General features: G+C 42.7%; 21 protein-coding genes. 16 read left to right on the top strand and 5 right to left on the bottom strand.

Annotated features, from left to right (window positions below):
• Both CO692_RS05340 and CO692_RS05335 read left to right on the top strand, forming a co-directional pair.
• The gene (locus CO692_RS05340) at positions 1 to 939 is read left to right on the top strand and encodes an ABC transporter ATP-binding protein (RefSeq protein ID WP_005233685.1); all 939 of its coding nucleotides are present in this window, start codon (positions 1 to 3) and stop codon (positions 937 to 939) included.
• A gap of 30 nt (positions 940 to 969) precedes the next feature.
• Entirely contained in the window at positions 970 to 1,968 is a 999-nt protein-coding gene (locus CO692_RS05335) for an RNA-guided endonuclease TnpB family protein (RefSeq protein ID WP_096741767.1), read from the top strand.
• A 145-nt stretch (positions 1,969 to 2,113) separates the two neighbouring features.
• On the opposite strand, the gene CO692_RS05330 is transcribed toward CO692_RS05335, so the two are convergent.
• Positions 2,114 to 2,944 (bottom strand): NUDIX domain-containing protein, encoded by an 831-nt coding sequence (locus CO692_RS05330; protein WP_005233702.1) that lies wholly within the window; start codon positions 2,942 to 2,944, stop codon positions 2,114 to 2,116.
• Positions 2,945 to 2,994: 50 nt separating this feature from the next.
• Positions 2,995 to 3,270, bottom strand: a complete 276-nt coding sequence (locus CO692_RS05325) for a hypothetical protein (protein ID WP_096741766.1) — start codon at positions 3,268 to 3,270, stop codon at positions 2,995 to 2,997.
• Between the two features lie 356 nt (positions 3,271 to 3,626).
• On the opposite strand from CO692_RS05325, the gene metG reads away from it, so the two are divergent.
• From metG to CO692_RS05275, 10 genes are all read left to right on the top strand, one after another.
• Positions 3,627 to 5,633, top strand: coding sequence for a methionine--tRNA ligase (gene metG / locus CO692_RS05320; RefSeq protein WP_096741765.1), 2,007 nt, complete (start codon positions 3,627 to 3,629; stop codon positions 5,631 to 5,633).
• 262 nt (positions 5,634 to 5,895) lie between these two features.
• Entirely contained in the window at positions 5,896 to 8,574 is a 2,679-nt protein-coding gene (locus CO692_RS05315) for a cation-translocating P-type ATPase (RefSeq protein ID WP_096741764.1), read from the top strand.
• 169 nt (positions 8,575 to 8,743) lie between these two features.
• Positions 8,744 to 9,172 carry a hypothetical protein gene (locus CO692_RS05310; RefSeq protein WP_096741763.1) on the top strand — a complete coding sequence of 143 codons (429 nt, stop codon included), beginning with the start codon at positions 8,744 to 8,746 and terminating at the stop codon, positions 9,170 to 9,172.
• Positions 9,173 to 9,667: 495 nt separating this feature from the next.
• The gene (gene abc-f / locus CO692_RS05305) at positions 9,668 to 11,170 is read left to right on the top strand and encodes a ribosomal protection-like ABC-F family protein (RefSeq protein WP_096741762.1); all 1,503 of its coding nucleotides are present in this window, start codon (positions 9,668 to 9,670) and stop codon (positions 11,168 to 11,170) included.
• A gap of 469 nt (positions 11,171 to 11,639) precedes the next feature.
• Positions 11,640 to 12,713 (top strand): ABC transporter ATP-binding protein, encoded by a 1,074-nt coding sequence (locus CO692_RS05300; RefSeq protein WP_096741761.1) that lies wholly within the window; start codon positions 11,640 to 11,642, stop codon positions 12,711 to 12,713.
• Positions 12,713 to 13,594: a carbohydrate ABC transporter permease gene (locus CO692_RS05295; protein WP_008379450.1), complete on the top strand. Its 882-nt coding sequence runs from the start codon at positions 12,713 to 12,715 to the stop codon at positions 13,592 to 13,594. Before CO692_RS05300 ends, CO692_RS05295 begins: the two co-directional genes overlap by 1 nt.
• Before the next feature lie 4 nt (positions 13,595 to 13,598).
• Positions 13,599 to 14,417 (top strand): carbohydrate ABC transporter permease, encoded by an 819-nt coding sequence (locus tag CO692_RS05290; protein ID WP_096741760.1) that lies wholly within the window; start codon positions 13,599 to 13,601, stop codon positions 14,415 to 14,417.
• Positions 14,401 to 15,693, top strand: coding sequence for an MBL fold metallo-hydrolase (locus CO692_RS05285; RefSeq protein WP_096741759.1), 1,293 nt, complete (start codon positions 14,401 to 14,403; stop codon positions 15,691 to 15,693). Before CO692_RS05290 ends, CO692_RS05285 begins: the two co-directional genes overlap by 17 nt.
• Before the next feature lie 16 nt (positions 15,694 to 15,709).
• On the top strand, positions 15,710 to 16,993 hold the full coding sequence (locus tag CO692_RS05280; RefSeq protein WP_096741758.1) for an ABC transporter substrate-binding protein: 1,284 nt from the start codon (positions 15,710 to 15,712) through the stop codon (positions 16,991 to 16,993).
• A 176-nt stretch (positions 16,994 to 17,169) separates the two neighbouring features.
• Positions 17,170 to 18,717: a bifunctional metallophosphatase/5'-nucleotidase gene (locus CO692_RS05275; protein WP_096741757.1), complete on the top strand. Its 1,548-nt coding sequence runs from the start codon at positions 17,170 to 17,172 to the stop codon at positions 18,715 to 18,717.
• Between the two features lie 43 nt (positions 18,718 to 18,760).
• On the opposite strand, the gene CO692_RS17650 is transcribed toward CO692_RS05275, so the two are convergent.
• From CO692_RS17650 to CO692_RS05260, 3 genes are read right to left on the bottom strand one after another with little or no spacing between them, the layout of a single operon-like run.
• The gene (locus CO692_RS17650; protein WP_005233739.1) at positions 18,761 to 18,922 is read right to left on the bottom strand and encodes a hypothetical protein; all 162 of its coding nucleotides are present in this window, start codon (positions 18,920 to 18,922) and stop codon (positions 18,761 to 18,763) included.
• A gap of 33 nt (positions 18,923 to 18,955) precedes the next feature.
• A complete protein-coding gene (locus CO692_RS05265) occupies positions 18,956 to 19,306 on the bottom strand; it encodes a hypothetical protein (RefSeq protein ID WP_005233740.1) in 351 nt (116 codons plus the stop codon).
• A gap of 19 nt (positions 19,307 to 19,325) precedes the next feature.
• Positions 19,326 to 20,348 (bottom strand): lactonase family protein, encoded by a 1,023-nt coding sequence (locus CO692_RS05260; RefSeq protein WP_034878296.1) that lies wholly within the window; start codon positions 20,346 to 20,348, stop codon positions 19,326 to 19,328.
• A gap of 118 nt (positions 20,349 to 20,466) precedes the next feature.
• On the opposite strand from CO692_RS05260, the gene CO692_RS05255 reads away from it, so the two are divergent.
• From CO692_RS05255 to CO692_RS05240, 4 genes are all read left to right on the top strand, one after another.
• Positions 20,467 to 20,820 carry a PTS glucitol/sorbitol transporter subunit IIA gene (locus CO692_RS05255; RefSeq protein WP_096741756.1) on the top strand — a complete coding sequence of 118 codons (354 nt, stop codon included), beginning with the start codon at positions 20,467 to 20,469 and terminating at the stop codon, positions 20,818 to 20,820.
• Positions 20,821 to 20,835: 15 nt separating this feature from the next.
• Complete coding sequence (locus CO692_RS05250) at positions 20,836 to 22,017, top strand: AI-2E family transporter (RefSeq protein ID WP_077452243.1); 1,182 nt, start codon at positions 20,836 to 20,838, stop codon at positions 22,015 to 22,017.
• Positions 22,018 to 22,297: 280 nt separating this feature from the next.
• Complete coding sequence (locus tag CO692_RS05245; RefSeq protein WP_096741755.1) at positions 22,298 to 22,867, top strand: TetR/AcrR family transcriptional regulator; 570 nt, start codon at positions 22,298 to 22,300, stop codon at positions 22,865 to 22,867.
• A 33-nt stretch (positions 22,868 to 22,900) separates the two neighbouring features.
• Positions 22,901 to 23,437: a flavodoxin domain-containing protein gene (locus CO692_RS05240; protein ID WP_081117762.1), complete on the top strand. Its 537-nt coding sequence runs from the start codon at positions 22,901 to 22,903 to the stop codon at positions 23,435 to 23,437.
• The last annotated feature ends 276 nt before the right edge of the window (positions 23,438 to 23,713 follow it).

The following is a 23,713-nucleotide window of genomic DNA, read 5'->3' as shown; positions in this document are numbered from 1 at the left end:
TTGGAAAAAGTTTTACTTGAAGTAAAGAATCTTAAACAATATTTTAACGTTGGCCGCAAAGACGAAGTCAAAGCCGTCGATGATATCTCCTTCCAAATCTATGAAGGAGAAACCTTTGGTCTAGTAGGCGAATCCGGAAGTGGAAAATCGACCACTGGACGGACGGTGATTCGTTTGAATAACCCTACCGGAGGCGAAGTTCTTTTTGATGGACAAGATGTTATGAAAATCAAAGGCAAGAAACCGCTGGCTGATTTTCGCCGGGAAGTCCAAATGGTCTTCCAAGATCCTTATGCCTCCTTGAATCCCCGGATGAAAGTTCGGGACATTATTGCTGAAGGGATCGATATCAACGGATTAGCTAAAAATGAAAAAGAACGCAATGATCGGGTGGATGAACTTTTGCGAACGGTCGGACTCAACCCAAGTCACGGGACCCGTTATCCCCATGAATTTTCAGGGGGACAACGTCAACGGATCGGGATCGCCCGCGCGTTAGCCGTCGATCCAAAATTCATTATCTGTGATGAACCGATCTCGGCATTGGATGTTTCGATCCAAGCCCAAGTCGTTAACTTGCTGCAAGATCTGCAAGAAGAACATAAATTGACGTACTTGTTTATCGCCCATGATTTATCGATGGTAAAACACATTAGCGATCGGATCGGCGTGATGCACAACGGCAAACTACTAGAAGTGGGAACTAGTGATGAAATCTATCATTACGGGGTTCATCCATATACTGAAAGTCTGTTATCAGCGATTCCACTGCCAGATCCTGACCATGAGCGTCAACGTAAACGGATCAAATACGTCAGTGAACCAAACGATAACCAAGAACGAGCAATGGAAGAAATCGCACCAGGACATTTCGTTTATGCCACGAAACAAGAAGCCAAGATCTACCAAGAAAAGTTAGCACAAAAAAAGGGGAACTAGCGTCAAAGGTATAGGGAGTGTTAGGAGGAGATGAAACTGGGTGTTTTAAAAGCATACAAATTTCGGATCTATCCTAATGGACAGCAAAAACAGTTTTTCATCGAAACCTTCGGCTGTGTACGGTTTACGTACAATCAACTGTTGGAGGCGAAGATGGAAGAGCTGGCCAACAATGAAGCAAAGCAAGGGTTGACGCCAGCCAAACTAAAAAAGGAGTATCCTTTTTTGAAGGAGACCGATAGTTTGGCATTGGCGAATGCACAACGGAATCTGGACCGAGCGTTTCGAAATTACTTTCAAAAGCGGGCTGGCTTTCCAAAAATGAAAACCAAAAAAAGTATCTGGCAATCGTATACCACCAATAATCAGCAGCACACCATTTATTTTGAAGAGGATCAAATCAAGCTGCCAAAGCTTAAAACACTGGTTCCCGTAAAAAAGCATCGGGAGATCAAAGGGAAAATCAAGTCGGCAACGATCTCAGCAAAAAACAACGAAGAGTTTTACATCTCGATCCTTTGTTTGGAAGAGATCACGCCACTCCCGAAACAGCAAGCATCTATCGCGGTTGTTTATGATCCACAGCAGTTGGTCAAAGCCAACCAGCCGGTACCTATCACCTGTGAACATGCCATCCAAACGAAGCAAAAGCTGACACGAGCAGAACGCAAACTTCAGGTGAAAGCTACGGCGGTCAAACGGAAAAAAATCCTTTTGACTCAGGCACGAAATTATCAGAAGCTAAAAGGAAAGGTCGCTCGCCTTTATCGTTTTCACTGCTGTCAAAAGCGGGAATTCATCGATCAAGTCAGCTACCATCTCGTAAAACAGTATGATACGATCTATTTGGAACAAATCGCAGAAGATACGGTTTTAAAAGCTGGTCATTACAGCATCAGTGATTGGCATCAATTCGTTCGCAAAATCCAGTACAAAGCGCAGTGGTACGGTAAAGAACTGCGTTTTGTCACGTTGGATACGCAGGACCAACAGAAGCTAGAACGACTCTCAGGCGAAATGAGGAGCTGAGCCACTTGAACTGGAAGGAACGCCAGGGATCGCCTAGGGTATAGAAAAAATCTTTAAGATTTTTGTTTCTAGGAACCACGTTCACTAATTATGATTAACCAGCAACCCCCTGCCAAACTAAGGTCTGACAGGGGGTTGTATTTTTTTACATTTTATCACCTAAAAATGCGTCATTTAAGCGATAGATCTTTGAGGGACGCCCGATGCCGACGGGCTTTTCGCCGACTTCCGTAAAATATTGGAGCATGGATTTTTTGAAGTTGGAATGATCGATCATTTTAAAATCGATCCCTAAAAACTTGGCGAATACTTTACGGGCTTCCGTGATCGTAAAGTCTTTGCCTAACACAAGAAGCACTTGCGGCTCGTGCTCCATCTTATTGGCAACCCGTTTGAAGGCTTTGAGAATGATCGCGCTGTGGTCAAAAGCCAACGTATCTTTTCCAACAGAGGCGCCAGTCACCAGGTCAAGAATGATCTCGATCTCACCGCTGGTCAAATAGATTTGATTGGCTTTTCTTTCCAGAGAGAACCAGCGCACTTGATTCGCATCGTCCCCAGCACTCAAGGGCTCTTCACCAATAAATGCCAAATAGCTGACGGTGATGACCCACCCACGTGGATCACGACCAGGGGTGCTGAAGGTATGCAGCTGTTCGATGTTTTGTTTGGAGATGGTGACCCCAATCTCTTCTTGGGTCTCACGGATCACACTTTGGCCTGTCGATTCATTGGGATTGACGAAGCCCCCTGGCAATGCCCAAGAATTACGGAAAGGATGCCCTTTTCTTTGGATCAGCGCAATTTTGAGTTGTTCTTCTTCTTTGTTGTAACACATCAACACCATATCGACGGTTACGGAGGGTTTCTCGTATTTTGGCTGATCTTGTGCCTGATACCACGTAAGAAAGTCTGCTTCAGAAGCTTCTTTTTCATAGTAGTGCTTTTCAGCTGATTTTGAGGTAAATTCTTTCATTGGTTTCTCCTGCCTTAGATAAAGTAAGTAACTGAGCGCGATGGTTTTCCTTAACGGAAAAAATAAGGAACGATCAAATTAATGAAAAACAATGCGAGATAAAGCCAAGAAGACCGAGGGTGTTCTTTGAGCGCTGAATAACCCCAAAGAGCGATCCAGAGCAGAAAAGCTACCCGTAGGATTGCCAGCGCTGTCGCAAAAAGCGCCGCGTAATCATTGCTGTTGAAGTAAGCAAACAAAAAGGGGTAACCTGTGGTTGAAAAGAGCAAGTGCCCCACAGAAAGCACGATTAAAAGCAAAAAATGCTGTTTGTTTTTTCGGGTCATAGCGTTCCTTTCTATAAGTGAAGTCTTCCTCATTATAGCAAAAGAAGTACCTGTTAATCAAAGAGAGATAAAACAGCTTTATTTCCTATGAGATTTGTTGTCAGGATCAGATTCTTCCCTTAGAACATTGAAGTGAACGGCTATCTGCGCTATGATAACTAGTAGAAAAGAAATACTCAAATCTGCTGGTTTATTTGCTGCGTTTTAAGGACCAAAACGATTCCTTTGCTTCTTTTAGAGCATGAAGAAAGGTCTTAGGTTGTCCGCTTTTTTGATTAAATTTATAGCATTTTTGGGTTGCGAACTGTATACTACCTAAGTATACACTTTACTAGTGAAAAGGAGGACTTGCGTCCATGGCTGAAAAAGAAACATTCTATATTACGACGCCAATTTATTATCCAAGCGGCAAGCTGCATATCGGGAATTCTTACACGACGATCGCTTGTGATGCGGTAGCACGATACAAACGATTGATGGGCTTTGATGTCTTTTATTTGACGGGTGTCGATGAGCACGGTCAAAAAATCGAGAAAAAAGCAGAAGAACTTGGCGTAGATCCGCAAGAATATGTCGACAAAATGGCAGCTGACGTTAAGAAATTATGGAACACACTAGACATTAGTTATGACAAATTTATCCGTACAACGGATGACTACCATAAAACAGCCGTTCAAAAAATCTTCCAGCAATTGCTTGATCAAGGCGATATCTATCTTGGGGAATACGAAGGCTGGTATTCCGTTTCTGATGAAGAATACTTTACCGAAACGCAACTAGCAGAAGTTTACCGCGATGAAGAGGGCAAAGTCATCGGCGGTAAAGCGCCAAGCGGTCATGAGGTAGAATTGGTGAAGGAATCTTCTTATTTCTTCCGCATGAGCAAATATGCCGATCGTTTGGTTGAATACTATGATGAACACCCAGAGTTCATTCAACCAGAATCACGTAAAAATGAAATGATGAATAATTTTATCAAACCCGGCTTAGAAGACTTGGCTGTTTCCAGAACGACCTTTAAATGGGGCATCCCAGTCACTGCTAGTCCTGAACACGTGGTATATGTGTGGATCGATGCGTTATCCAACTATATTACGGCATTAGGCTATGGCTCAGACGACGATTCCTTGTTCCAAAAATACTGGCCAGCTGACGTGCATATGGTTGGGAAAGAAATCGTGCGTTTCCATACGATCTATTGGCCAATCATGCTGATGGCCTTAGACTTGCCATTACCGAAAAAAATCTTTGGCCATGGCTGGTTGATGATGAAAGACGGCAAGATGTCGAAATCAAAAGGCAATGTCGTTTATCCAGAAATGTTAGTGGAACGCTATAGCTTAGATGCGTTGCGTTACTATCTATTACGAGCGGTTCCTTTTGGGAGCGATGGTGTATTTACACCAGAAGATTTCGTCTCTCGTTTGAACTACGATCTAGCCAATGACTTAGGAAACTTGCTGAATCGGACGATCGCTATGATTAATAAATATTGTGATGGTTTAGTGCCGGACTATGCCTCAAAAGTGACACCTTTTGATAGCGAGTTGTCAACGACTGCTGCCAATGTGGTCGGTCGTTACCATGAAGCCATGGACAAAATGGAATTCAGTACGGCATTATCCGAAGTTTGGACATTGATTTCTCGCGCCAATAAATACATTGACGAAACCCAACCATGGGTGCTAGCCAAAGAAGAAGAAAAGCGCGCAGAATTAAATAGTGTGATGGTTCATTTAGCGGAAAGCTTACGCATCGTCGCGATCTTATTGCAACCGGTGATGACAGAAACACCAGCCAACATTTTCCAACAATTAGGGTTAGCCTCTGTTGCCATGGATCTGAAAGATTTACGCTTTGGTGAATTTCCAAGTGGCACGAAAGTCGTTGCCAAAGGCACACCGATTTTCCCTCGTTTGGAACTTGAAACAGAAGTAGCCTACATCCAAAAGAAAATGGCTGAAGGGACACAAAGTCCAGAAGAAACGGTGAAATGGGATCCAGAAGAAACCACACTGCAATCAGAGAAAGCCGAAATCAAATACGAAGACTTCGATAAGATCGAATTAAAAGTGGCAGAAGTCGTTGACTGTCAAAAAGTCAAAGGCGCCGACAAGCTGCTGCAATTCCGCTTAGCTGCTGGGGATGATCAAGATCGTCAAATTTTATCGGGGATCGCTGAATTTTATCCAGAACCACAAGATTTGATCGGCAAAAAAGTCGTGATCGTTGCCAACTTAAAACCACGGAAAATGCGGGGGCAAGTCAGCCAAGGAATGATCCTTTCGGCAGAAGACAATGATGGTCGTCTGCAAATCGTGGAAGCACCAAAAGGCATGCCAAACGGCTCGATCATCGCTTGATTTTTAGGAGAAATCCTTTGTTGAATTTCAGCGAAAATAAAATTGCCAGACCCGAAAAGTTTTTGTATAATGTAGGTTATTGATATGAACATGAGGGAGTAATTGGCGGATTTTATCTGCGGCAGTATCACCATCCTGAAAGAAATTTCTGGTGCTGTCTTAAACAGTGAGACTTATGTATGCTTAGACAGTGCATACATAAGTCTATTTTTTTTCATATCATGTACAATAAAGGAAGAGTAACTATAAAAGGAGGAGAAGCATGTCAGAAGAAAATAAAAAGGAACAGCTTTCGCAGGCGTTTTATGCGCAAGAAGCGCAGCATGTTCTGGAAGAAATGCAAACAGATGCCAATGGATTAACGAACGATGAAGCGCAAAAACGCTTATCTGAGTATGGTCCCAACGAATTAGAAGAAGGCAAAAAGAAATCGATGGCACAAAAATTCTTTGAGCAATTCAAAGATTTGATGATCATCGTTTTGCTAGCGGCGGCGATTATCTCAGCAGTCGTTTCCCATGAAGTCGTGGACTCAATTATTATTTTAGCAGTTGTCATTATCAACGCGATCATGGGTGTTGTTCAAGAGGCAAAGGCAGAGCAGGCCATCGAAGCGCTAAGGGAAATGTCCACCCCAAATGCCAACGTCTTGCGTAATGGTCATACCGTCACCATCAAGAGCGATGAATTGGTTCCGGGGGATATTGTCCTATTAGAAGCTGGCGATGTCGTACCGGCGGATTTACGCCTCTTAGAAGCAAGTTCGTTAAAAATTGAAGAAGCCGCTTTGACCGGTGAATCCGTACCAGTCGAAAAAGAATTGACTGTCATCGACGGGACGGATGTCGGGATCGGCGATCGCGTCAATATGGCTTATTCAAACAGTAATGTGACCTATGGCCGCGGAAAAGGGGTCGTGGTCAATACAGGGATGGGAACTGAAGTTGGGAAAATCGCTGGCATGCTGGCTAGCGCCCAAGAAACCGAAACACCGTTGAAGCGTAACTTAAATGAACTAGGAAAATTCCTGACGATCGCCATCATTATCATTGCAGTGATCATGTTCTTTGTTGGAACGATCTTTAACAATACGTCATGGGTCGACATGCTATTGACTTCGATCTCATTAGCAGTAGCGGCGATCCCAGAAGGGCTGCCAGCGATCGTAACGATCATCTTAGCCTTAGGTACGCAAGTCATGGCGAAACGAAATGCAGTGATCCGTAAATTGCCTGCGGTTGAAACCCTTGGGGCAACGGACATTATCGCTTCTGATAAAACTGGTACTTTGACGTTGAATCAAATGACCGTGGAAAAATTGTTTGTCAATAACAAACAACATGCTGCTTCAGAAGATATTCCGTTAGACAACATGGCATTAAAAGTCATGAATTTTGCCAATGATACAAAATTTGGTGAAGAAGGCAACTTGATCGGTGATCCGACCGAAACTGCCTTGGTACAATTTGGGATGGATCAAGGATTCCATGTGCGGGATCTCGTCAATCAAGAACCACGGATAGCGGATCTGCCATTTGATTCTGACCGAAAACTAATGAGTACGATCCACCAACAAGAAGACGGACGCTATTTAGTTGCTGTCAAAGGTGCGCCGGATGTCTTGCTAGGCAGAACCTCCAAAGTGCTATTGGATGGCCAAGAGCTGCCAATGACCGATGAGGAAAAAGAAAAAATCTTATTCAACAATACCGATCTGGCAAAACAAGCGTTACGGGTATTGGGGATGGCCTACAAATACGTAGACCAAGTACCAGAAAACTTAGAATCAGAAATTGTCGAAAATGACCTCGTCTTTGCTGGCTTAGTCGGAATGATCGATCCAGAACGTGCAGAAGCAGCCGATGCGGTACGTTTAGCCAAAGAAGCTGGAATTCGTCCAATCATGATCACCGGAGACCACCGAGATACAGCTGAAGCCATTGCGGGACGTTTAGGGATCATCAAACCGGGCGATGATGATGCCGTCTTGACTGGTGCTGAACTCAATAAAATGAGCGATGAAGAGTTCGCTCAAAAAGTAGCCCACTATTCAGTCTATGCGCGGGTATCACCGGAACATAAAGTCCGCATCGTCAAAGCTTGGCAACAAGAAGGCAAAGTCGTTGCTATGACCGGTGACGGGGTCAACGATGCACCATCACTGAAGCAAGCCGATATTGGTGTCGGCATGGGGATCACAGGTACCGAAGTTTCTAAAGGTGCTTCTGATATGGTCCTAGCCGATGACAACTTTGCTACGATCGTCGTAGCAGTGGAAGAAGGACGAAAAGTCTTCTCCAATATTCAAAAAGCGATTCAATACTTGCTAGCCGCTAACCTAGGGGAAGTTTTGACCTTGTTCTTAGCAACCTTGTGGGGTTGGGACTCGCTATTGCCGATCCACTTGCTTTGGATCAACCTAGTAACGGATACCTTCCCAGCAATTGCCCTAGGAATGGAGCCTGCTGAAAAAGATTTAATGAAACATGCACCGCGGGGACGCAGTTCCAACTTCTTTTCTGGTGGTGTGATGAGTAGTATCATCTACCAAGGGATCTTAGAAGCGGCAACCGTGCTGTTCGTTTATTGGTCAGCGATCCAATGGCCCGTTCACAATACGTACGATGCGATCCATGCCGATGCCTTAACGATGGCTTTTGCCACGTTAGGATTGATGCAGTTGTTCCATGCCTTCAACGTCAAATCGATCCATCAGTCGCTCTTTAAAGTAGGGGCATTTAGAAACAAAGCCTTCAACTGGGCGATCCTGTTGTCCTTTGCGTTGATGCTAGTGATCTTCATCGTGCCAGGATTAAATGATATCTTCCGTGTTGCACACCTTGACTTGTATCAATGGGGCATCGTTTTAGGCGCCTCCTTTGCGATCATTCCAGTCGTTGAGATCGTCAAAGCGATCCAACGAGCAATGGGACGCAAATAAGCCAAAATAAACGGAAAAACAATCAATGGTCTGCTGTCCTTCTCCATGGGCAGCAGGCCTTTTTTTGCTGGCTTATTTCGATAAACCCTGTGTCTGTTTCTTGACCTTTTCATTTGCAGTAAGAAACGGTAAAATAGAAGATAATAACAAAGAAAGTAGGGAACCCACTGTGCGACCAAACTTAGGTTTTTATGTACAAACAATCAACGATCTTGTCAAAGAAACAGAAGCGATCGGGGAAAAAATGAATCCCAATTATGAAGAGATCCGCAAAGCGATTGACGAGAAAAAAGAAGCCGAGGTAACACCTGAGCGGCTAGCTGAGATTACCAGAATTTTTAAAGAAGGCACGGACAAATACCGCTTGATGCTGGAAAAAATCAGCAAATTGCGTCCACCAGCGAATGTGATGGGGATCCATAAAAAATTCGAGCGGGCGTATATGAAATATGTTGCCGGCTGTGATGAGATGATTTTGAGTCTGGATAACAAAATCGACCAAGAAGCCTTTGATGCGGCAGAAGCTAAGCAAGATGAAGCAACGGCTGAAATTTCTTTTGCTATCCAACGGATGACCGCTTTATTGTTAAAAAAATGATAAACATTCAAGTTAAACAAGAGTTATTTAATTTAACTGTTATGTTTTTCACATGTAAAGTTTTTTTATCGGAGGTATAATGAATTCACAACCAACAACCTTTTTATTTTTCATTTTACTCCTTTTGCCATCAGGACTAACCAACCTGATGGTTTTTTTGTTTTTCAAGTGTTTTTTAATGAAACGTTTCCAGCGATAACGGGTTTAGTTTGTGAATAAAATAGAAAGATAAAGCAGCAGTGAGTACCGAACTTGCGCTTTTTTGTCGATCAATGCTATACTTAGGGCACTATTAAACGAAATGAGGGATCCTCCATTGAAAAATTAACCAATTTGTTGAAAGCTGCATGAAACTGTTCCTCCAAGGGGATAGTCTGCAGATTTTCAGGATTGGTTGACTTTTTCAATGGGGGATCTTTTTGTGTACCTCTAAAAACTGATTCTGAAAATAGCTTTAGGTCTACTCTATTCCGTGAATAGAGACGAGGTATATTTATGTCGAATATCAGTATTAATCATTTAACTTTTGGCTTTGATAGCCAGGAACGGTTGCTTTTTGAGGATGCCAACTTGAACCTTGATACACAATGGAAATTAGGGTTGATTGGCAGGAATGGTCGCGGCAAAACGACCTTGCTGCGTCTGCTGCTCAATGAATTGCCTTATAGCGGCTCGATCACCCATGAGCAACAATTCGTTTATTTTCCCTTAACCGTCGCTGATGATCAGCAATTGACGCTTTTTGTTTTACAGGAATCTGGCGAATTTGAGCAGTGGCGTTTGGAGCGGGAATTGAACCTGCTGCAACTTGATCCAGAAGTGCTTTGGCGTCCCTTTGCGACTTTATCTGGCGGCGAGCAAACGAAAGTCCTATTGGCGCGGTTGTTCGTTGATGAAGAGAATTTTCCTTTGATCGATGAACCGACCAACCATTTGGATGTGACCGCTCGCCAACATGTTGCCCGCTATTTGCAGCAAAAAACCGGGTTTATCGTTGTGAGCCATGATCGACAGTTTGTCGATGAAGTCGTCGATCATGTATTGGCGATCGAAAAAAGCCGCTTGGTGTTGTACAAAGGGAATTATTCAGTCTATGAGCTGCAAAAGCAGCAAAAAGATGCCTATGAGCAAGAACAAAACAGCAAGTTGAAAAAAGAAATCGGGCGTTTGAAGCAGACAGCAGCCGAAAAAGCGGAGTGGTCCCGAGGGCGTGAACGGGACAAATTAGGGTCGCCGACCAAAAAAGGCAGCGGGGCAATCTATGATACGGGGGCGATCGGTGCCCGAGCGGCACGGACCATGAAGCGCTCGAAAGCGATCGTTAAACGGATGGAAGATCAAATTCAAGACAAGTCTGCGTTGTTAAAAGACATTGAGTGGATCGATCCGCTGAAAATGACCCCACTGGTTAGCCATCATGACGTGTTGCTGGAAGCAGAGCATTTTCAGCTCGGCTATGAGCATCCTTTGTTTAAACCGCTGACGTTTGCGATCCGTCAAAAAGAGCGCTTGGGGATTCAAGGGGCCAACGGATCTGGCAAGTCCTGTTTGATTGCGAGTATTCTAGGTACTTTCGATGGACAGCAGACAGGGACAATCAAAACAGCCCACGGGATCACTATTAGTTACGTCCGGCAAAATTATGAGGACAACCGTGGGATGCTGACAGAGTTTGCCCAAGAGCATGGCTTGAATTATCAAGATCTGCTAAATAATTTAAAAAAACTTGGCTTGGAAAGAACTGTCTTTCAAACCCCGATCCAGCAAATGAGTATGGGGCAACGTAAACGCGTGGAGCTAGCCAAATCATTAGCAACACCAGCGGAATTGTTTATCTGGGATGAACCGCTGAATTATTTGGACGTCTTCAATCAGAAGCAATTAGAGGAAGTGATCCATTTGGTGGAGCCTTCTATGCTGATCATTGAACACGACCGTTATTTTCTTGAGCAAGTCTCAACGAAATTGCTGACGTTGACGATCGATGAAAAAGAATGAATAAAGAGAAAAAAGGACGATTGTTTTCTTAGATAAATCGTTCTTTTTTTGTTATTTTAAACGGGAATTTACTGACAGGTTTAGTAAATAAATACTAAGGGTGCTTTTGATAAAAAAGAAGTGTAAAAATAGTGTTACTATACACAGCTGCATATATTTGATAAAATTCATTCATTTTTTCATGAAAATTTTCGAAAAATGACGAAATGTTCGTGTTTAGTGGGGATAATCCTCTTTGAGCCACTCATCGTTTTCTCATTATTAGGTAAATTAATTAAAAATTCTTTCATAATTCCCAATGATTTTTACAAAACATTTACAATAATAGTATCGAATAAAAACATTCGTTTGTTATGATTAAAATCGAATTTCTTTGAGCGTTTGACCGAAACATCAAGAGTTCGTTTTTTTTGTGACTTGAAATGCCAGTCAACTATTCGGAGGAAAAAGAGAAAATGGAGGGGCAGTTTTGATAGAAGTAGTCGGGTTGAAGAAGGTTTTCGATAATAAGTTTGAAGCCTTGAAAGCAGTAGATTTTACAATAGAAAAAGGCGATTTGGTTTGTTTGTTGGGACCGAGTGGTTGTGGGAAATCGACGATATTGAATTTGATCGCGGGGTTGTTAAGTCCCACCGATGGAGATATCCGCTTTAATGGTACTTCCGTTGTTAAGACAGAGCCGAAAGACCGCAATATCGGGTTTGTTTTTCAGAATTATGCCCTTTATCCCCATATGACTGTGTTAGAAAATGTCATGTTTCCCTTGACAGTCGGAGAGAAAAAAATCAAGAAAAATGAAGCACAAAAAATTGCTGAGAAGTTCATGAAACTGACCAATATTGAAGAATTAAGTCAGAAAAAACCTGGAACCCTTTCCGGTGGACAGCAGCAACGGGTCGCTATCACTCGTGCTTTGGTACAAAGTCCAGAAGTCTTACTGCTGGATGAACCATTGAGTAACCTAGATGCCCGTTTGCGCTTGAAGATCCGTGAAGAGATCCGTCGGTTAGTCAAAGAAGTAGGTATCACCACGATCTTCGTGACTCATGACCAGGAAGAAGCTCTTTCTATCAGTGATAAGATCATTTTGATGAACGAAGGGATCATTCAGCAAAATGATGATCCGCAAAACCTTTACTTAGAACCAAACAATCTTTTCGTAGCGAAATTTATTGGTAATCCAATCATCAACATCTTGCCAGTAGAAGTCAAAGAGGGACAAATGATCCATCCAGCGTTTACGATCCCGGTTGACCGCTTTACCGACATTCGCTTCAAAAAACCATTGACAGACGGCCAATATACGTTAGGTATTCGTCCAGAAGATGTGCTGACCACTTTACAAGCAGGGTTGTTCCAAACAGAAATCAAGAGTGTAGAGCTGATCGGACGAGAACGAATCTTGAACTTTGATCTGGCTGAAAAACATATGAAATCGATCGTTAGTATTGAAGAGATCATTGAAGAAGGCGCGCAAGTGTCATTTGATTTTCATTACAAAAAAGCCTTTATCTTTGATGAAAAAGGAGAGCGGGTCTACTAATGTTCAAAAAAAATTATAACCCTGAGAATCAACCAAAGGCGTGGCTGTTTTTACTGCCTTCATTGGTCATTATTTTCTTATTCAGTGTGTATCCGCTGTTTCGTTCCTTCATCATGAGTTTCCAAAAAGGAACCTTGATTAACCAACAGTATGCTGGGCTTGAGAACTATCAAAGGGTTTTAACGGACCCCGTATTCTTTCGAGCACTGCAAAACACAGCGCTGTTTGCTTTTGCGGTCGTGCCGATCTCGCTGATTCTCTCATTAGCGATTGCTTGGATCATTTTTGAAAAAGTCAAATACAAAAGTTTTTTTGAAACGATCTTCTTTATGCCCTATGTCACAAGTACGATTGCGATCGGGATCGTGTTTCGTTACTTTTTCAATGGCTCTTACGGGATCATTAATTATCTGCTAGGTCTTGTCGGCATTGCGCCAGTCAATTGGCTAGATAACGTCAACATGAGTATGACGACTTTGATCATCTTCGGCGTTTGGACGAGCCTCGCCTTCAACATTATTATCTTGTTGGCAGGAATGCGCAACATCGACAAAGAACACTATAAAATCGCAAAAATGTTTGGCGCTACCGATGGCGAAATTTTTCGGAAAATCACCTTTCCGCAGTTGATCCCGACCTTTGCTTTCTTGTTGACGGTCAATCTGATCAGTGCCTTTAAAGTTTATACTCAAGTATATGCTTTGTTTGGCGGCCAGCCAGGGATCGCTCGTAGTGCAACGACAGCAGTCTTTTATATTTATGACAAATTCCATATTGCCGGACGTCCGGGGATTGCAATGGCGGCAACCGTGATCTTGTTCATCATTATTTTGCTCGTCACCTTTATCCAAAATAAACTTTTGAAGAAAGTGGGCGAATAAACGAATGAAAAAAATTGTGACGATTGTTTCGATGTTGTTTTTAGCAATTTTAGCAGTAATCACGCTGTTTCCCTTTGTCTATATGATCTTGGCTGGGCTAATGACCTACAGTGAAGCAACCAGTATTCCCCCAACGATCATGCCGGAGTCTTTCCAGTGGAACAACTACGGGGAAGTCTTTACCCGAGCACCTTTTTTACGCTACTTCTTTAATACGGTCTTCGTTTCTGCGGTGACGACTATCGCGACGCTGATCACGGCGATTCTAGCTGCCTTTGCATTAACAAGTCTTGAATTCAAATACAAACGTCTCGTGATTGGCTTGATGATCTCGTTATTGATGGTTCCTTATGAATCGATCATTTTCACCAATTACAATACGATTGCGCGAATGGGCTTATTGAATACGTATAGTGCCTTGATCATTCCCTTTTTGACCAGTATTTTTTACATCTATTATTTAAACGGTTATTTACAAAGTATTTCTAATACCTTTTATAAGGCAGCCAAAATTGACGGTGCCAGCGACCTAGCTTATATCCGCCGGATTTTGATCCCCATGTCAAAACCAGCCTTAGTGACAGTCGGGATTCTGACGTTCATCTCTAGCTGGAATTCCTTCTTATGGCCGTTGTTAGTGACCAATGAGAAAAAATACCGCCTCTTAAATAATGGGTTGGCTGCCTTTACCACAGAAAGCGGCAGTGACGTTCATTTACAAATGGCGGCAGCGACCTTGACCGTCATTCCAATTCTGATCATTTACTTGATCTTTAGAAAAGAAATTATCAAAGGAGTGGCTAAAGATGGCATCAAAGGATAAAACAACGATCACCTTCCATAGCGGGATCTTAACGATTGGAGGGACCGTCATCGAAGTTGCGTATAAAGATGCCCATATCTTTTTTGACTTCGGTTCGGAATACCACCCAGAAACACCTTTACCAGATGAAGAAATACAAACTCTAGTCTCCCACCGTTGGATACCAGAACTGAAAAATGTCTACGATCCACGCTTAGACTACACGTATCAAGGCAGTGAAACGAAAGAATACCAAGAAACAGCAGTCTTCCTTTCCCATGCCCATCTGGATCACTCAAAAATGATCAACTTTTTAGACCCAAATATTCCTATGTACACCTTGAAGGAAACCAAAGCGATCCTTGAAGTGTTGAATCAAAAAGGGGACTTCTTGCTGCCCGTTCCTCATGAGGAAAAAAGCTTTGTCCGTGAATTGATCGGCTTAGAACCTCACGATGTGATTAGAGTCGGGGAAATTGAAGTCGAGATCATTCCAGTCGATCATGATGCTTATGGAGCGGCAGCTTTGTTGATTCGCACGCCGGATCATTTTATTGCTTATACCGGTGATTTACGTTTGCATGGCTATCATCCAGAGCGTACCAAAGAATTCTGTCAATTAGCCAAACACACGGATCTATTGATGATGGAAGGGGTCAGCATCAGCTTCCCAGAAAGAGAACCGGATCCCAATGCGATCACGGTGGAAAGTGAAACAGAATTGATCGAGACGTTTGTGCGTTTGGTCAAAGAAAATCCTCAACGACAAATTACCTTCAATGGCTATCCAGCCAATGTCGAGCGCTTTATGGCGCTTGTCGAAGCCGCACCACGGACGGTTGTTCTAGAGGCGACGCAAGCCGCATTGTTGAAAGAAATTTTCGATAAAGATGTACCGTTCTATACGATCGATGATCAAGTACCAGCGACCCTCGATCCAGCCTTCGCTATTTCTTATCAGGCATTATGTGCCGACAGGAGCCAGTACCTTTGGCAAGCAATCGCGCATTTTGAAAACTTGCAAACAGGTGGATTGTATATTCATAGTGATGCACAGCCGTTAGGCGATTTTGATCCAGCTTACCAAGTCTTTTTGGATCAACTGGCAGCACTGGAGATCGAATTTGTCCGTTTGCCAAACTCGGGACATGCAAAACCAGCTGATTTAGATCAGATCATTGCCTGGATCGAGCCCCAACGATTGGTTCCAATCCATACGCTGAAACCAGAAAATCTGGTGAATCCGTACGGTGAAAGAATATTGCCGCAACGCGGTGAAAAAATTATTTTAGAGTGATAGAGGAGAGGAAAAAATGAAAACAAAGAAACTTGCATTTGCAGCAGCTGCAGCCGCGACATTGGTATTAGGGGCTTGTGGAAACAACAACGATTCATCTGGTTCTACGGAAAGTGATGAAATCGTTACAGAACTAAGCGAAGATACGACTGTCACCTTTTGGCATGCAATGAATGGTGCGCAAGAAGAATCATTGACGAAATTGACGGAGCAATTCATGGATGAAAATCCAAACATCAAGATCGAATTGCAAAACCAATCCAGCTACTCTGATCTACAAGCAAAGGTGAATTCAACCTTGCCTTCACCAAAAGATCTGCCAACTATCACCCAAGCATATCCTGGTTGGTTATGGAATGCTGCCCAAGATGACATGTTGGTTGACCTTGGCGAATACATCAACGATGATACTATCGGTTGGGGTGACCAAGAAGAGATCCGCAGTGCCCTTTTAGAAGGCGCACAAATCGACGGCGTGCAATACGGGATTCCATTCAACAAATCAACAGAAATGCTGTTTTACAATGCAGACATGTTAGACGAGTATGGTATTGACGTACCAACAAACCTTGAAGAATTAAAAGAAGCTTCTCAAGAAATCTATGAAAAATCAAACGGTGAAGTAGTCGGTGCTGGTTTTGACTCATTAAACAACTACTACGCCATCGCAATGAAAAACCAAGGCGTTGATTTTGACAAAGACTTGCAACTAGATAGTGACGAATCAAAAGAAGTCATCAACTACTACCTAGATGGTGTCAAAGACGGCTACTTCCGAATCGCTGGTTCTGATCAATACTTGTCTGGACCATTTGCTAACAAGCAAGTCGCAATGTATGTCGGCTCCATCGCAGGGGAAGGCTTTGTTAAGAAAGATACTGAAGGCAAATTCGAATATGACGTAGCAGCTCGTCCAGAAGCCATCAACTTGCAACAAGGAACTGACTTGTACATGTTCAACAGCGCAACACCAGAGCAACGTACTGCTGCTTTTGAATACATGAAATACTTAACTTCGCCAGAAGCGCAAAAAACATGGGCAATCGATACCGGCTACATGCCAGTTGTTGAATCTGTTTTGGAAAGCGATGAATACAAAAACAATCCTGAAACAAAAGTAGCTGCCAAATTAGAAGACGCAACCAAAGAATTGTTCTCGATCCCAGTGATTGAAAATGCTGATCCTGCTTACAATGAAATGCGTTCAATCATGGAAAACATTTTGTCTAATACAGATCAAGATGTCGATCAATTGATTGAAAATGCAAAACCACAATTAGAAGATGCTTGGAACCAATAATTCTGAATTTCTTCGTCAAAATAGGGTATAATCAGGGAAACACCTGAGAATGAAACACCAAAGGGTTTGTGCCATAAAGTTTGAAGACACAAGGAAGCAGAAAATGCTGGCTTTCGAGGGTTTTCGACTTATGCGCATGCCCTTTTGGTCTATTGAGGGGAAAAGGAGTCTTTTGAATGAAAATCACGTTTTTAGAAACGAGCGATATGCATGGCTATGTCTATCCAACCAATTTTGCCGATGATACGGAACAAGGATTCGGCGTGGCAAAAGTTGCCACCAAAATGAAAGAGCTACGTCAAGCAGCCTCCGGGCCGGTCGTAACGATCGAAAATGGCGACTTTATCCAAGGCTCACCCTTAAGCTATTACATCGCCAAGAGCCAGCATTCCGTTGCCGCATTGACCGCTGTCGTCAACCACCTAGACGTTGATGTTCATGTCTTAGGCAATCATGAGTTCAACTACGGTCTGCCTTATTTGCAAGAAGCGATCGCCAGCTACCAAACACCAGTACTGGCAGCGAATATTTTAAATGAAGCGGGAGAACCATTTTTTGGACAAGCCTACACCATCATTGAAAAAGAAGGGGTCAAGATCGCGATCTTAGGAATTGTGACGCCGTATATTCCTCACTGGGAACAGCCTGCGACGATTCGCGGGATGCAGTTTGTCAGCATCGTTGAGACAGCGAAAAACTATGTACCTTACTTACGAGAACAAGCCGATATTGTTGTTGTCAGTTATCATGGCGGCTTCGAGCGTGATTTAGTCACTGGGGAACCGACTGAATTATTGACCGGCGAAAATGAGGGCTATCAATTATTGCAGGAAGTCTCAGGAATCGATGCCTTCTTCACAGGACACCAGCATCGTGAGATCGCCACAAAAATCAATGGTGTTCCCGTTGTACAGCCCGGTTATCGTGGAAGCTTTATCGGCGCCATCGAATTGACGGTTGAAAAAAATCAGACAGGGGTTCATGTCACAAACAGTACGGCTGCGTTGATCCCTGTTGCGGATGCTCTCCCAGATCAAGAGACGTTGGCTTTGTTAGCACCTATCGAAGAAGAATTACAAACATGGCTAGATCAGCCGTTAGGCAAAGTCAGTGGGGATATGCGAATCATCGATCCAATGGGGGCACGCTTGAAAGAGCATCCTTATATTGAATTTATCAATCGTGTTCAGATGGCTGCCAGCGGCGCCAAAATTTCTGGCACTGCTCTTTTCAACAATGAAGGCAAGGGCTTTGGCTCAACCATCACGATGCGGGATGTGATCACCAATTATATTTACCCAAATACGTTAGCTGTAGTCAAAGTAACAGGTGCTGAATTAAAAGCCGCTTTAGAACAAACGGCGGATTATTTAGCCGTTGTTGACGGTCAGATCGTGTTCAATCCTGCTTTTATTGAGCCAAAACCGCAATATTATAACTACGATATGTATGAAGGCATCGAGTATACGATCGATCTTAGTCAACCCGTCGGTCAGCGAATCACCCGCTTGGACTTTGAAGAAAAAGCTATTGCGATGGACCAAGAATTAGAGATCGTCATCAACCAATACCGTGCTGTAGGTGGTGGCAACTACGCCATGTTTTCTGCCGAAAAAATCGTTCGTGAGATCCAAGTCGATATGACAGAACTGATTGCTGACTATTTAAAACAGCATCCTCAGATCGAAGCTACGACGAATCAAAACTTTCTAGTGACGTTATAATAGCAAAACAGCCTGCGATGATTCCTTCATCGCAGGCTGTTTCTTAATTTTCTACATTACGTACATAATCATCAAAGTATTTTACCAAATCCGCTTTGACTTGTTGATAGTCTTCTTCGGAATAGTCTTTGTCTTCTAGTTTTGCTTCGAAAAATGGCATCGCCAATTCTTCTCGTAAACGATCCAACACTTGTTCTTGGTTCATAACGTCACCTTTTTCACTTTTGATTTGATTTCATCATAACAAATGAAATGAGGCTGTCAATGCTTCGTAAGTGTCTTTCATTTTTTCTAAACGATTTTTTAAAGAAACAAAGTCATCGTCATCATGAAAAAGGACTTGTTTTAATTCAAAATAATAGATCTCAAAAGCATCAAAGAAAGCAATGACTTCCGCTGTTTGCAGCTCTTTGGCAGTATCGCAGCGAATATAGGCTTTTTCAGCGATCGCATACGTTTCCGCAGTCGTTAATAGGACCAATGATTCATTGTATTTGCGGCTCGTCACTAGTTCAAAGGTTGACTGACATTTATTGTAGATATTAGAAAAATCTTTGAGCACAAGTTCCTTTGGTGTTTTATCAAACATGGGGGAATCCTCCAAAACTTTATTTTTTGAATAAGACGCAGACACATTCTGGTGCGTAGATGTCTTTTTCTAAGACAGTCAATTTGCCAGTGGCTTCATCGCGTTTGTATAACGTTAGGTTATCAGAATTTTGGTTGGCACAAACGAGATAATCGTTTGTCGGGTCCAAATCGAAGTCGCGAGGGAAGTCGCCTTCAGTCGAGATTGATTGAACAAAAGCCAGGCCAGCGCCTTCATCGGTTACTTCAAAAACAGCGATTGAATTATGGCCACGATTTGAGCTGTAAACAAAACGTCCATCGTTCGAGATACGTACCGCAGCGCCACTGTTGAAATCTGTAAAGTCCGCAGGGATCGTTGGCACTTTTTGGATTTTCTCAAAACTGCCATCTGCTTGATTGTAGCGTAAAACAGTCAATGAGCTGTCTAATTCGCCCACTAAGTAAGCATATTGGTTATTTGGATGGAAGACCAAGTGACGTGGACCAGTTCCGTCTTCTGCCACGTAAACGGCAACTTCTGTCAGTTTGCCATCTTCTGAAATATCATAAGTATAGACCCGGTCCGTTCCAAGGTCACAAACTGCTAAACGTTGGTCTGGTGTTAAGTCAGTATAATGGACATGAGGTTTGTCTTGGTTTTCATGAGAGCCGACGGGCTCATCATGGTAGATGCTGTCCGTTGCTTCGATGCTGCCATCTTCTAGAATTTTATAAACATTCACTTCACCTTTGTGGTAGTTGGCACCATATAAAAGCTGACGGTTTTCATCAACTGCTACATAGCAAAGGGGTGCGCCTTCTTCCGTTGCGGTATTCAGCAAGGTAAAGTCTGGAGTATAAGCAGCGGCGCCGCCGTTGCCAGCTACTTCTGTGACGCTGTAAACTGCTTCTTTTTTACTGCGGGCAAGATAAGTCGGACTTTTTTCTTCCGCACATAAGGTCAAATCGGTCAGTGTTCCTTTTTCCGTATCTAAAGCGATCGAATAGATCCCTTTACTTTCGCGACGAGTGTACGTACCTAAATAAATCGTTTGCAACATAAAAAAACCTCCTAATAGTTTCATTCCTCTTTAATTCTACCATAGAATGCGGTTTTGGGCGGGTAGAAAAACTCTTTATGTTATAATAAACGAGAAGATAGAAAGGGGAGTTTGTCATATGAAAAAAGGGACGATCAAAGAAATTGGTCCACAAGCGATCGATTCACAAGAAAGAATGATCATCTTCTTTGGGGAAGAAGCGACCGACACACTGCGAGAATATTCAGTCATTCAAACGATTCCTAATTCGCAAGCGTTAGTCGTCAAAAAAGGGGATCAGATCACTTTTGGTGATCAGACCTATCAAGTCCAATATGTAGGAACGGTGGCTAACCAAATCCTGCAAACGATCCAGCATGTGACCTTTGTCTTTGACGAAGAGCCGGCGGAAGATCCGCTTTCAAGTGCGATTTATTTAACGCCAACTGTTTTGCCGAACCTCGAAGTCGGCATGCAAGTGACGTACAACTAGGAGGCAAAGAATGTCATGAAAGAAACGCAGAAAAAGCCGCATTCCTGGTTTTGGAAATGGTTTTTAAACAATCAAGCAGTGACCAGCTTGCTGGTCATTTTATTGATTCTCTTGATTTTGCTGCTCTTTACGAAAGTGTCGTATTTGTTTGAACCTGTCTGGCAATTTTTAGCTATCGTCGGATTGCCAATCATTTTGGCGGGCATTTTATATTACTTGATGAATCCAACTGTTGACTACTTAGAACGCAAAGGGATCAAGCGAATCTACAGTATTTTCGGTCTCTTTATTTTAGTGGTTGGTCTGATCGTCTGGGGTGTGGTGGTGATCATCCCTAAGATTCAAGAGCAATCCATGAGTTTTGCGGATAATTTGCCAGGCTACTTGACGATTATTGAGAATAAGGTAAATGAAATCTTGTCTGATCCAATCTTCTCGCAAGTCCAAGAGCAGATCGAAGCTTCCAATGAGAAGCTGATTTCTTCTCTGACGGATATCGTCCAAAACCTTTCCCGCAGCACGATTCAAAATCTAGGCAGTTTCTTCGGGGCCGTTGCGACGATCGTTTTAGCGGTCATTACCATGCCGTTTATTTTGTTCTACCTACTGAAAGATGGCCGCAAACTAGCCCCTTATTTTGTCAAATTTTTACCAACCAAAATGCGCCAGCCGTCACTGATCGTTTTAAAAGAAATGAATGACCAGGTATCCTCCTATATTCGGGGACAGCTGACAGTGGCGTTTGCGGTCGCAGTGATGTTTATGATCGGCTTTAGTATTATTGGCTTAGATTATGCCATCACACTAGGCATTGCAGCTGGCTTTTTAAATTTGATCCCTTATTTAGGATCTTTTTTGGCCATGATTCCAGCGGTCTTTTTAGGAATTGTTGGTGGGCCGGTATTGCTGATCCAAGTCCTGATCGTCTTTGTCATTGAGCAGACCATTGAAGGACGCTTGATCTCACCGTTAGTTTTAGGAAACGAATTGTCGATCCATCCTGTCACGATTCTTTTAGTCCTCTTGACTTCAGGAAAACTATTTGGCCTTGTTGGGGTCATTTTAGGGATTCCTGTCTATGCAGCTGCCAAGGTGATCATTACCCATGTATTTGAATGGTATACGCGGGTTTCCTCCTTGTATGAAGACGAAGAACCGATCCCCGAAGCACCATCAGAGGAGACACCCGAAGTCTAGCAACTTCGAATGTAAAAGAGTCCATACGTATTATCAACGGTACAGCCTTTTTCTGTGGGCTGTATCTTTTTTGTGCGGATAAAACAACCAGTATCGTTATAAACTGAATAGCGTATAAATTTGAGTAGACTATGAGAGGTGGGGCTGACAGAAACGCTGCCCACTTATTTCCAGAAAGAGGATCGAAAGGTGTCTCGAAACGGATTGACTTCTAAGGATCAAATAAATATAATTGAGTTATATAAATTGTTTATATAACTAAGGTATAGGAGTATGATGGATGCCAAAACAACGAATAACAAAGGAAATGGTGGTTGATGCTGCTTTTGAGATTGCGCGAAAAGGCGGTATGGAGCAAGTGATCGTCAAGAACATTGCCGAGAAGTTAGGCTGTTCAGTCCAGCCGATTTATAGTTACTGCACCAATATGGAGGGGCTGCGGACCGAGGTAGAACAGAGAGCACAGCAATTTTTACAAGAGTATTTAGCAGCCCATATTGACAAGCGTGATTTGTTTCGTAGTACCGGACATGCATATGTGCAACTTGCCAAAGAAGAACCACATATTTTGAAATTATTTGTATTGCAAAAAAGAACGAATGTTTCATCATTAGAAGAGCTGTATCAGTTGGAAACGAATCCTCAAGTAGCAAAAAGGATTGCCGCCGATTTGAACATTAGCATAGAAACCGCCAAACAGCTACACTTGCATATGCTGATTTACACCATCGGAATCGGCACGATTTTCTCAGTAACGACACCCGGTATTCCACTAGATGAAATCTATGCACAACAGGAAAAAGCGTACGAAATGTTTTTGAAACAGGCAATAGATTCCACAGAAAAATAAGTCGCAGTCCTAACTGCAGGGAGGAGTTCCCCCATGAAAAACGGCATTATTGTTTACCAATCGAAATACGGCGCTGTCAAAAAGTATGTTCACTGGCTTCAAGAAGCAACAGGTTTTTCTAGCGTAGAAACTCCAAAAGCGAAAATAGCTGAAGTAATGGATTATGACACAATTATCTTCTGTGGGGGAATCTATGCTTCCGGCATTGCTGGACTGTCCTTTTTAAAAAAGAATAGCAACCAGCTAAAAGACAAAGAGATACTTATCTTTTGTGCGGGAGCCTCTGCTCCTGAAGAAGATGTGGTGAAAAAACTCAGAGAACAGAATCTCACGGGTCAATTAAAAGACATACCGCTTTTCTACGGAAGAGGGCAATGGCAGGAAAGCAAAATGACCTTTTTTGATCGGACCTTAGTGAAGATGTTAAGAAAAGCTGCCGTTAAAAAAGAGCCACATACCTATGACCCACAGACGAAGGCGCTCATGGAAGCCAATGGACAAGATTGTGATTGGACGGATAAAAAGTACTTGGTTCCGTTGGTGGATTATTTGGAACAGGAACTGTTTTGAAAGAGCAAACAAGTTTTTTGAGGTTTTATGAATCAAAGGAACAATGATAAGTCAGAGAAAAAAATGAAGTGTTCTTACTACGCATTTATGTTCTGTTTGCTACCAAGAATTTGCCAATATATTCTTAGAAAGTTTTCAATCTATTTCTAAAAATCAATGATTAAATTGAATACCGATCACGCATGGGCTGATGCCTTATGTGTGATCGCTTTTTTTGTTTTTACCCACATCGCTTATCCCATTAGAAAAAGAGATGCAATGGCTTCCTTTTTTAGT

Origin of the sequence: Enterococcus sp. FDAARGOS_375, from assembly GCF_002393265.1 — a bacterium.
GTDB lineage: Bacteria > Bacillota > Bacilli > Lactobacillales > Enterococcaceae > Enterococcus_D > Enterococcus_D innesii.
The sequence above is the reverse complement of the archived record's forward strand: the minus strand, read 5'-3'. Positions and strand labels throughout refer to the sequence as shown.

Excerpts from the sequence above, each read along its gene's own strand:
- CO692_RS05335 (WP_096741767.1), top strand. The coding sequence starts at position 970 with ATGAAACTGGGTGTTTTAAAAGCATACAAATTTCGGATCTATCCTAAT.
- CO692_RS05330 (WP_005233702.1), bottom strand. The coding sequence starts at position 2,944 with ATGAAAGAATTTACCTCAAAATCAGCTGAAAAGCACTACTATGAAAAA.
- CO692_RS05325 (WP_096741766.1), bottom strand. The coding sequence starts at position 3,270 with ATGACCCGAAAAAACAAACAGCATTTTTTGCTTTTAATCGTGCTTTCT.
- metG (WP_096741765.1), top strand. The coding sequence starts at position 3,627 with ATGGCTGAAAAAGAAACATTCTATATTACGACGCCAATTTATTATCCA.
- CO692_RS05315 (WP_096741764.1), top strand. The coding sequence starts at position 5,896 with ATGTCAGAAGAAAATAAAAAGGAACAGCTTTCGCAGGCGTTTTATGCG.
- abc-f (WP_096741762.1), top strand. The coding sequence starts at position 9,668 with ATGTCGAATATCAGTATTAATCATTTAACTTTTGGCTTTGATAGCCAG.
- CO692_RS05295 (WP_008379450.1), top strand. The coding sequence starts at position 12,713 with ATGTTCAAAAAAAATTATAACCCTGAGAATCAACCAAAGGCGTGGCTG.
- CO692_RS05290 (WP_096741760.1), top strand. The coding sequence starts at position 13,599 with ATGAAAAAAATTGTGACGATTGTTTCGATGTTGTTTTTAGCAATTTTA.
- CO692_RS05285 (WP_096741759.1), top strand. The coding sequence starts at position 14,401 with ATGGCATCAAAGGATAAAACAACGATCACCTTCCATAGCGGGATCTTA.
- CO692_RS05280 (WP_096741758.1), top strand. The coding sequence starts at position 15,710 with ATGAAAACAAAGAAACTTGCATTTGCAGCAGCTGCAGCCGCGACATTG.
- CO692_RS05275 (WP_096741757.1), top strand. The coding sequence starts at position 17,170 with ATGAAAATCACGTTTTTAGAAACGAGCGATATGCATGGCTATGTCTAT.
- CO692_RS17650 (WP_005233739.1), bottom strand. The coding sequence starts at position 18,922 with ATGAACCAAGAACAAGTGTTGGATCGTTTACGAGAAGAATTGGCGATG.
- CO692_RS05265 (WP_005233740.1), bottom strand. The coding sequence starts at position 19,306 with ATGTTTGATAAAACACCAAAGGAACTTGTGCTCAAAGATTTTTCTAAT.
- CO692_RS05260 (WP_034878296.1), bottom strand. The coding sequence starts at position 20,348 with ATGTTGCAAACGATTTATTTAGGTACGTACACTCGTCGCGAAAGTAAA.
- CO692_RS05255 (WP_096741756.1), top strand. The coding sequence starts at position 20,467 with ATGAAAAAAGGGACGATCAAAGAAATTGGTCCACAAGCGATCGATTCA.
- CO692_RS05250 (WP_077452243.1), top strand. The coding sequence starts at position 20,836 with ATGAAAGAAACGCAGAAAAAGCCGCATTCCTGGTTTTGGAAATGGTTT.
- CO692_RS05245 (WP_096741755.1), top strand. The coding sequence starts at position 22,298 with ATGCCAAAACAACGAATAACAAAGGAAATGGTGGTTGATGCTGCTTTT.
- CO692_RS05240 (WP_081117762.1), top strand. The coding sequence starts at position 22,901 with ATGAAAAACGGCATTATTGTTTACCAATCGAAATACGGCGCTGTCAAA.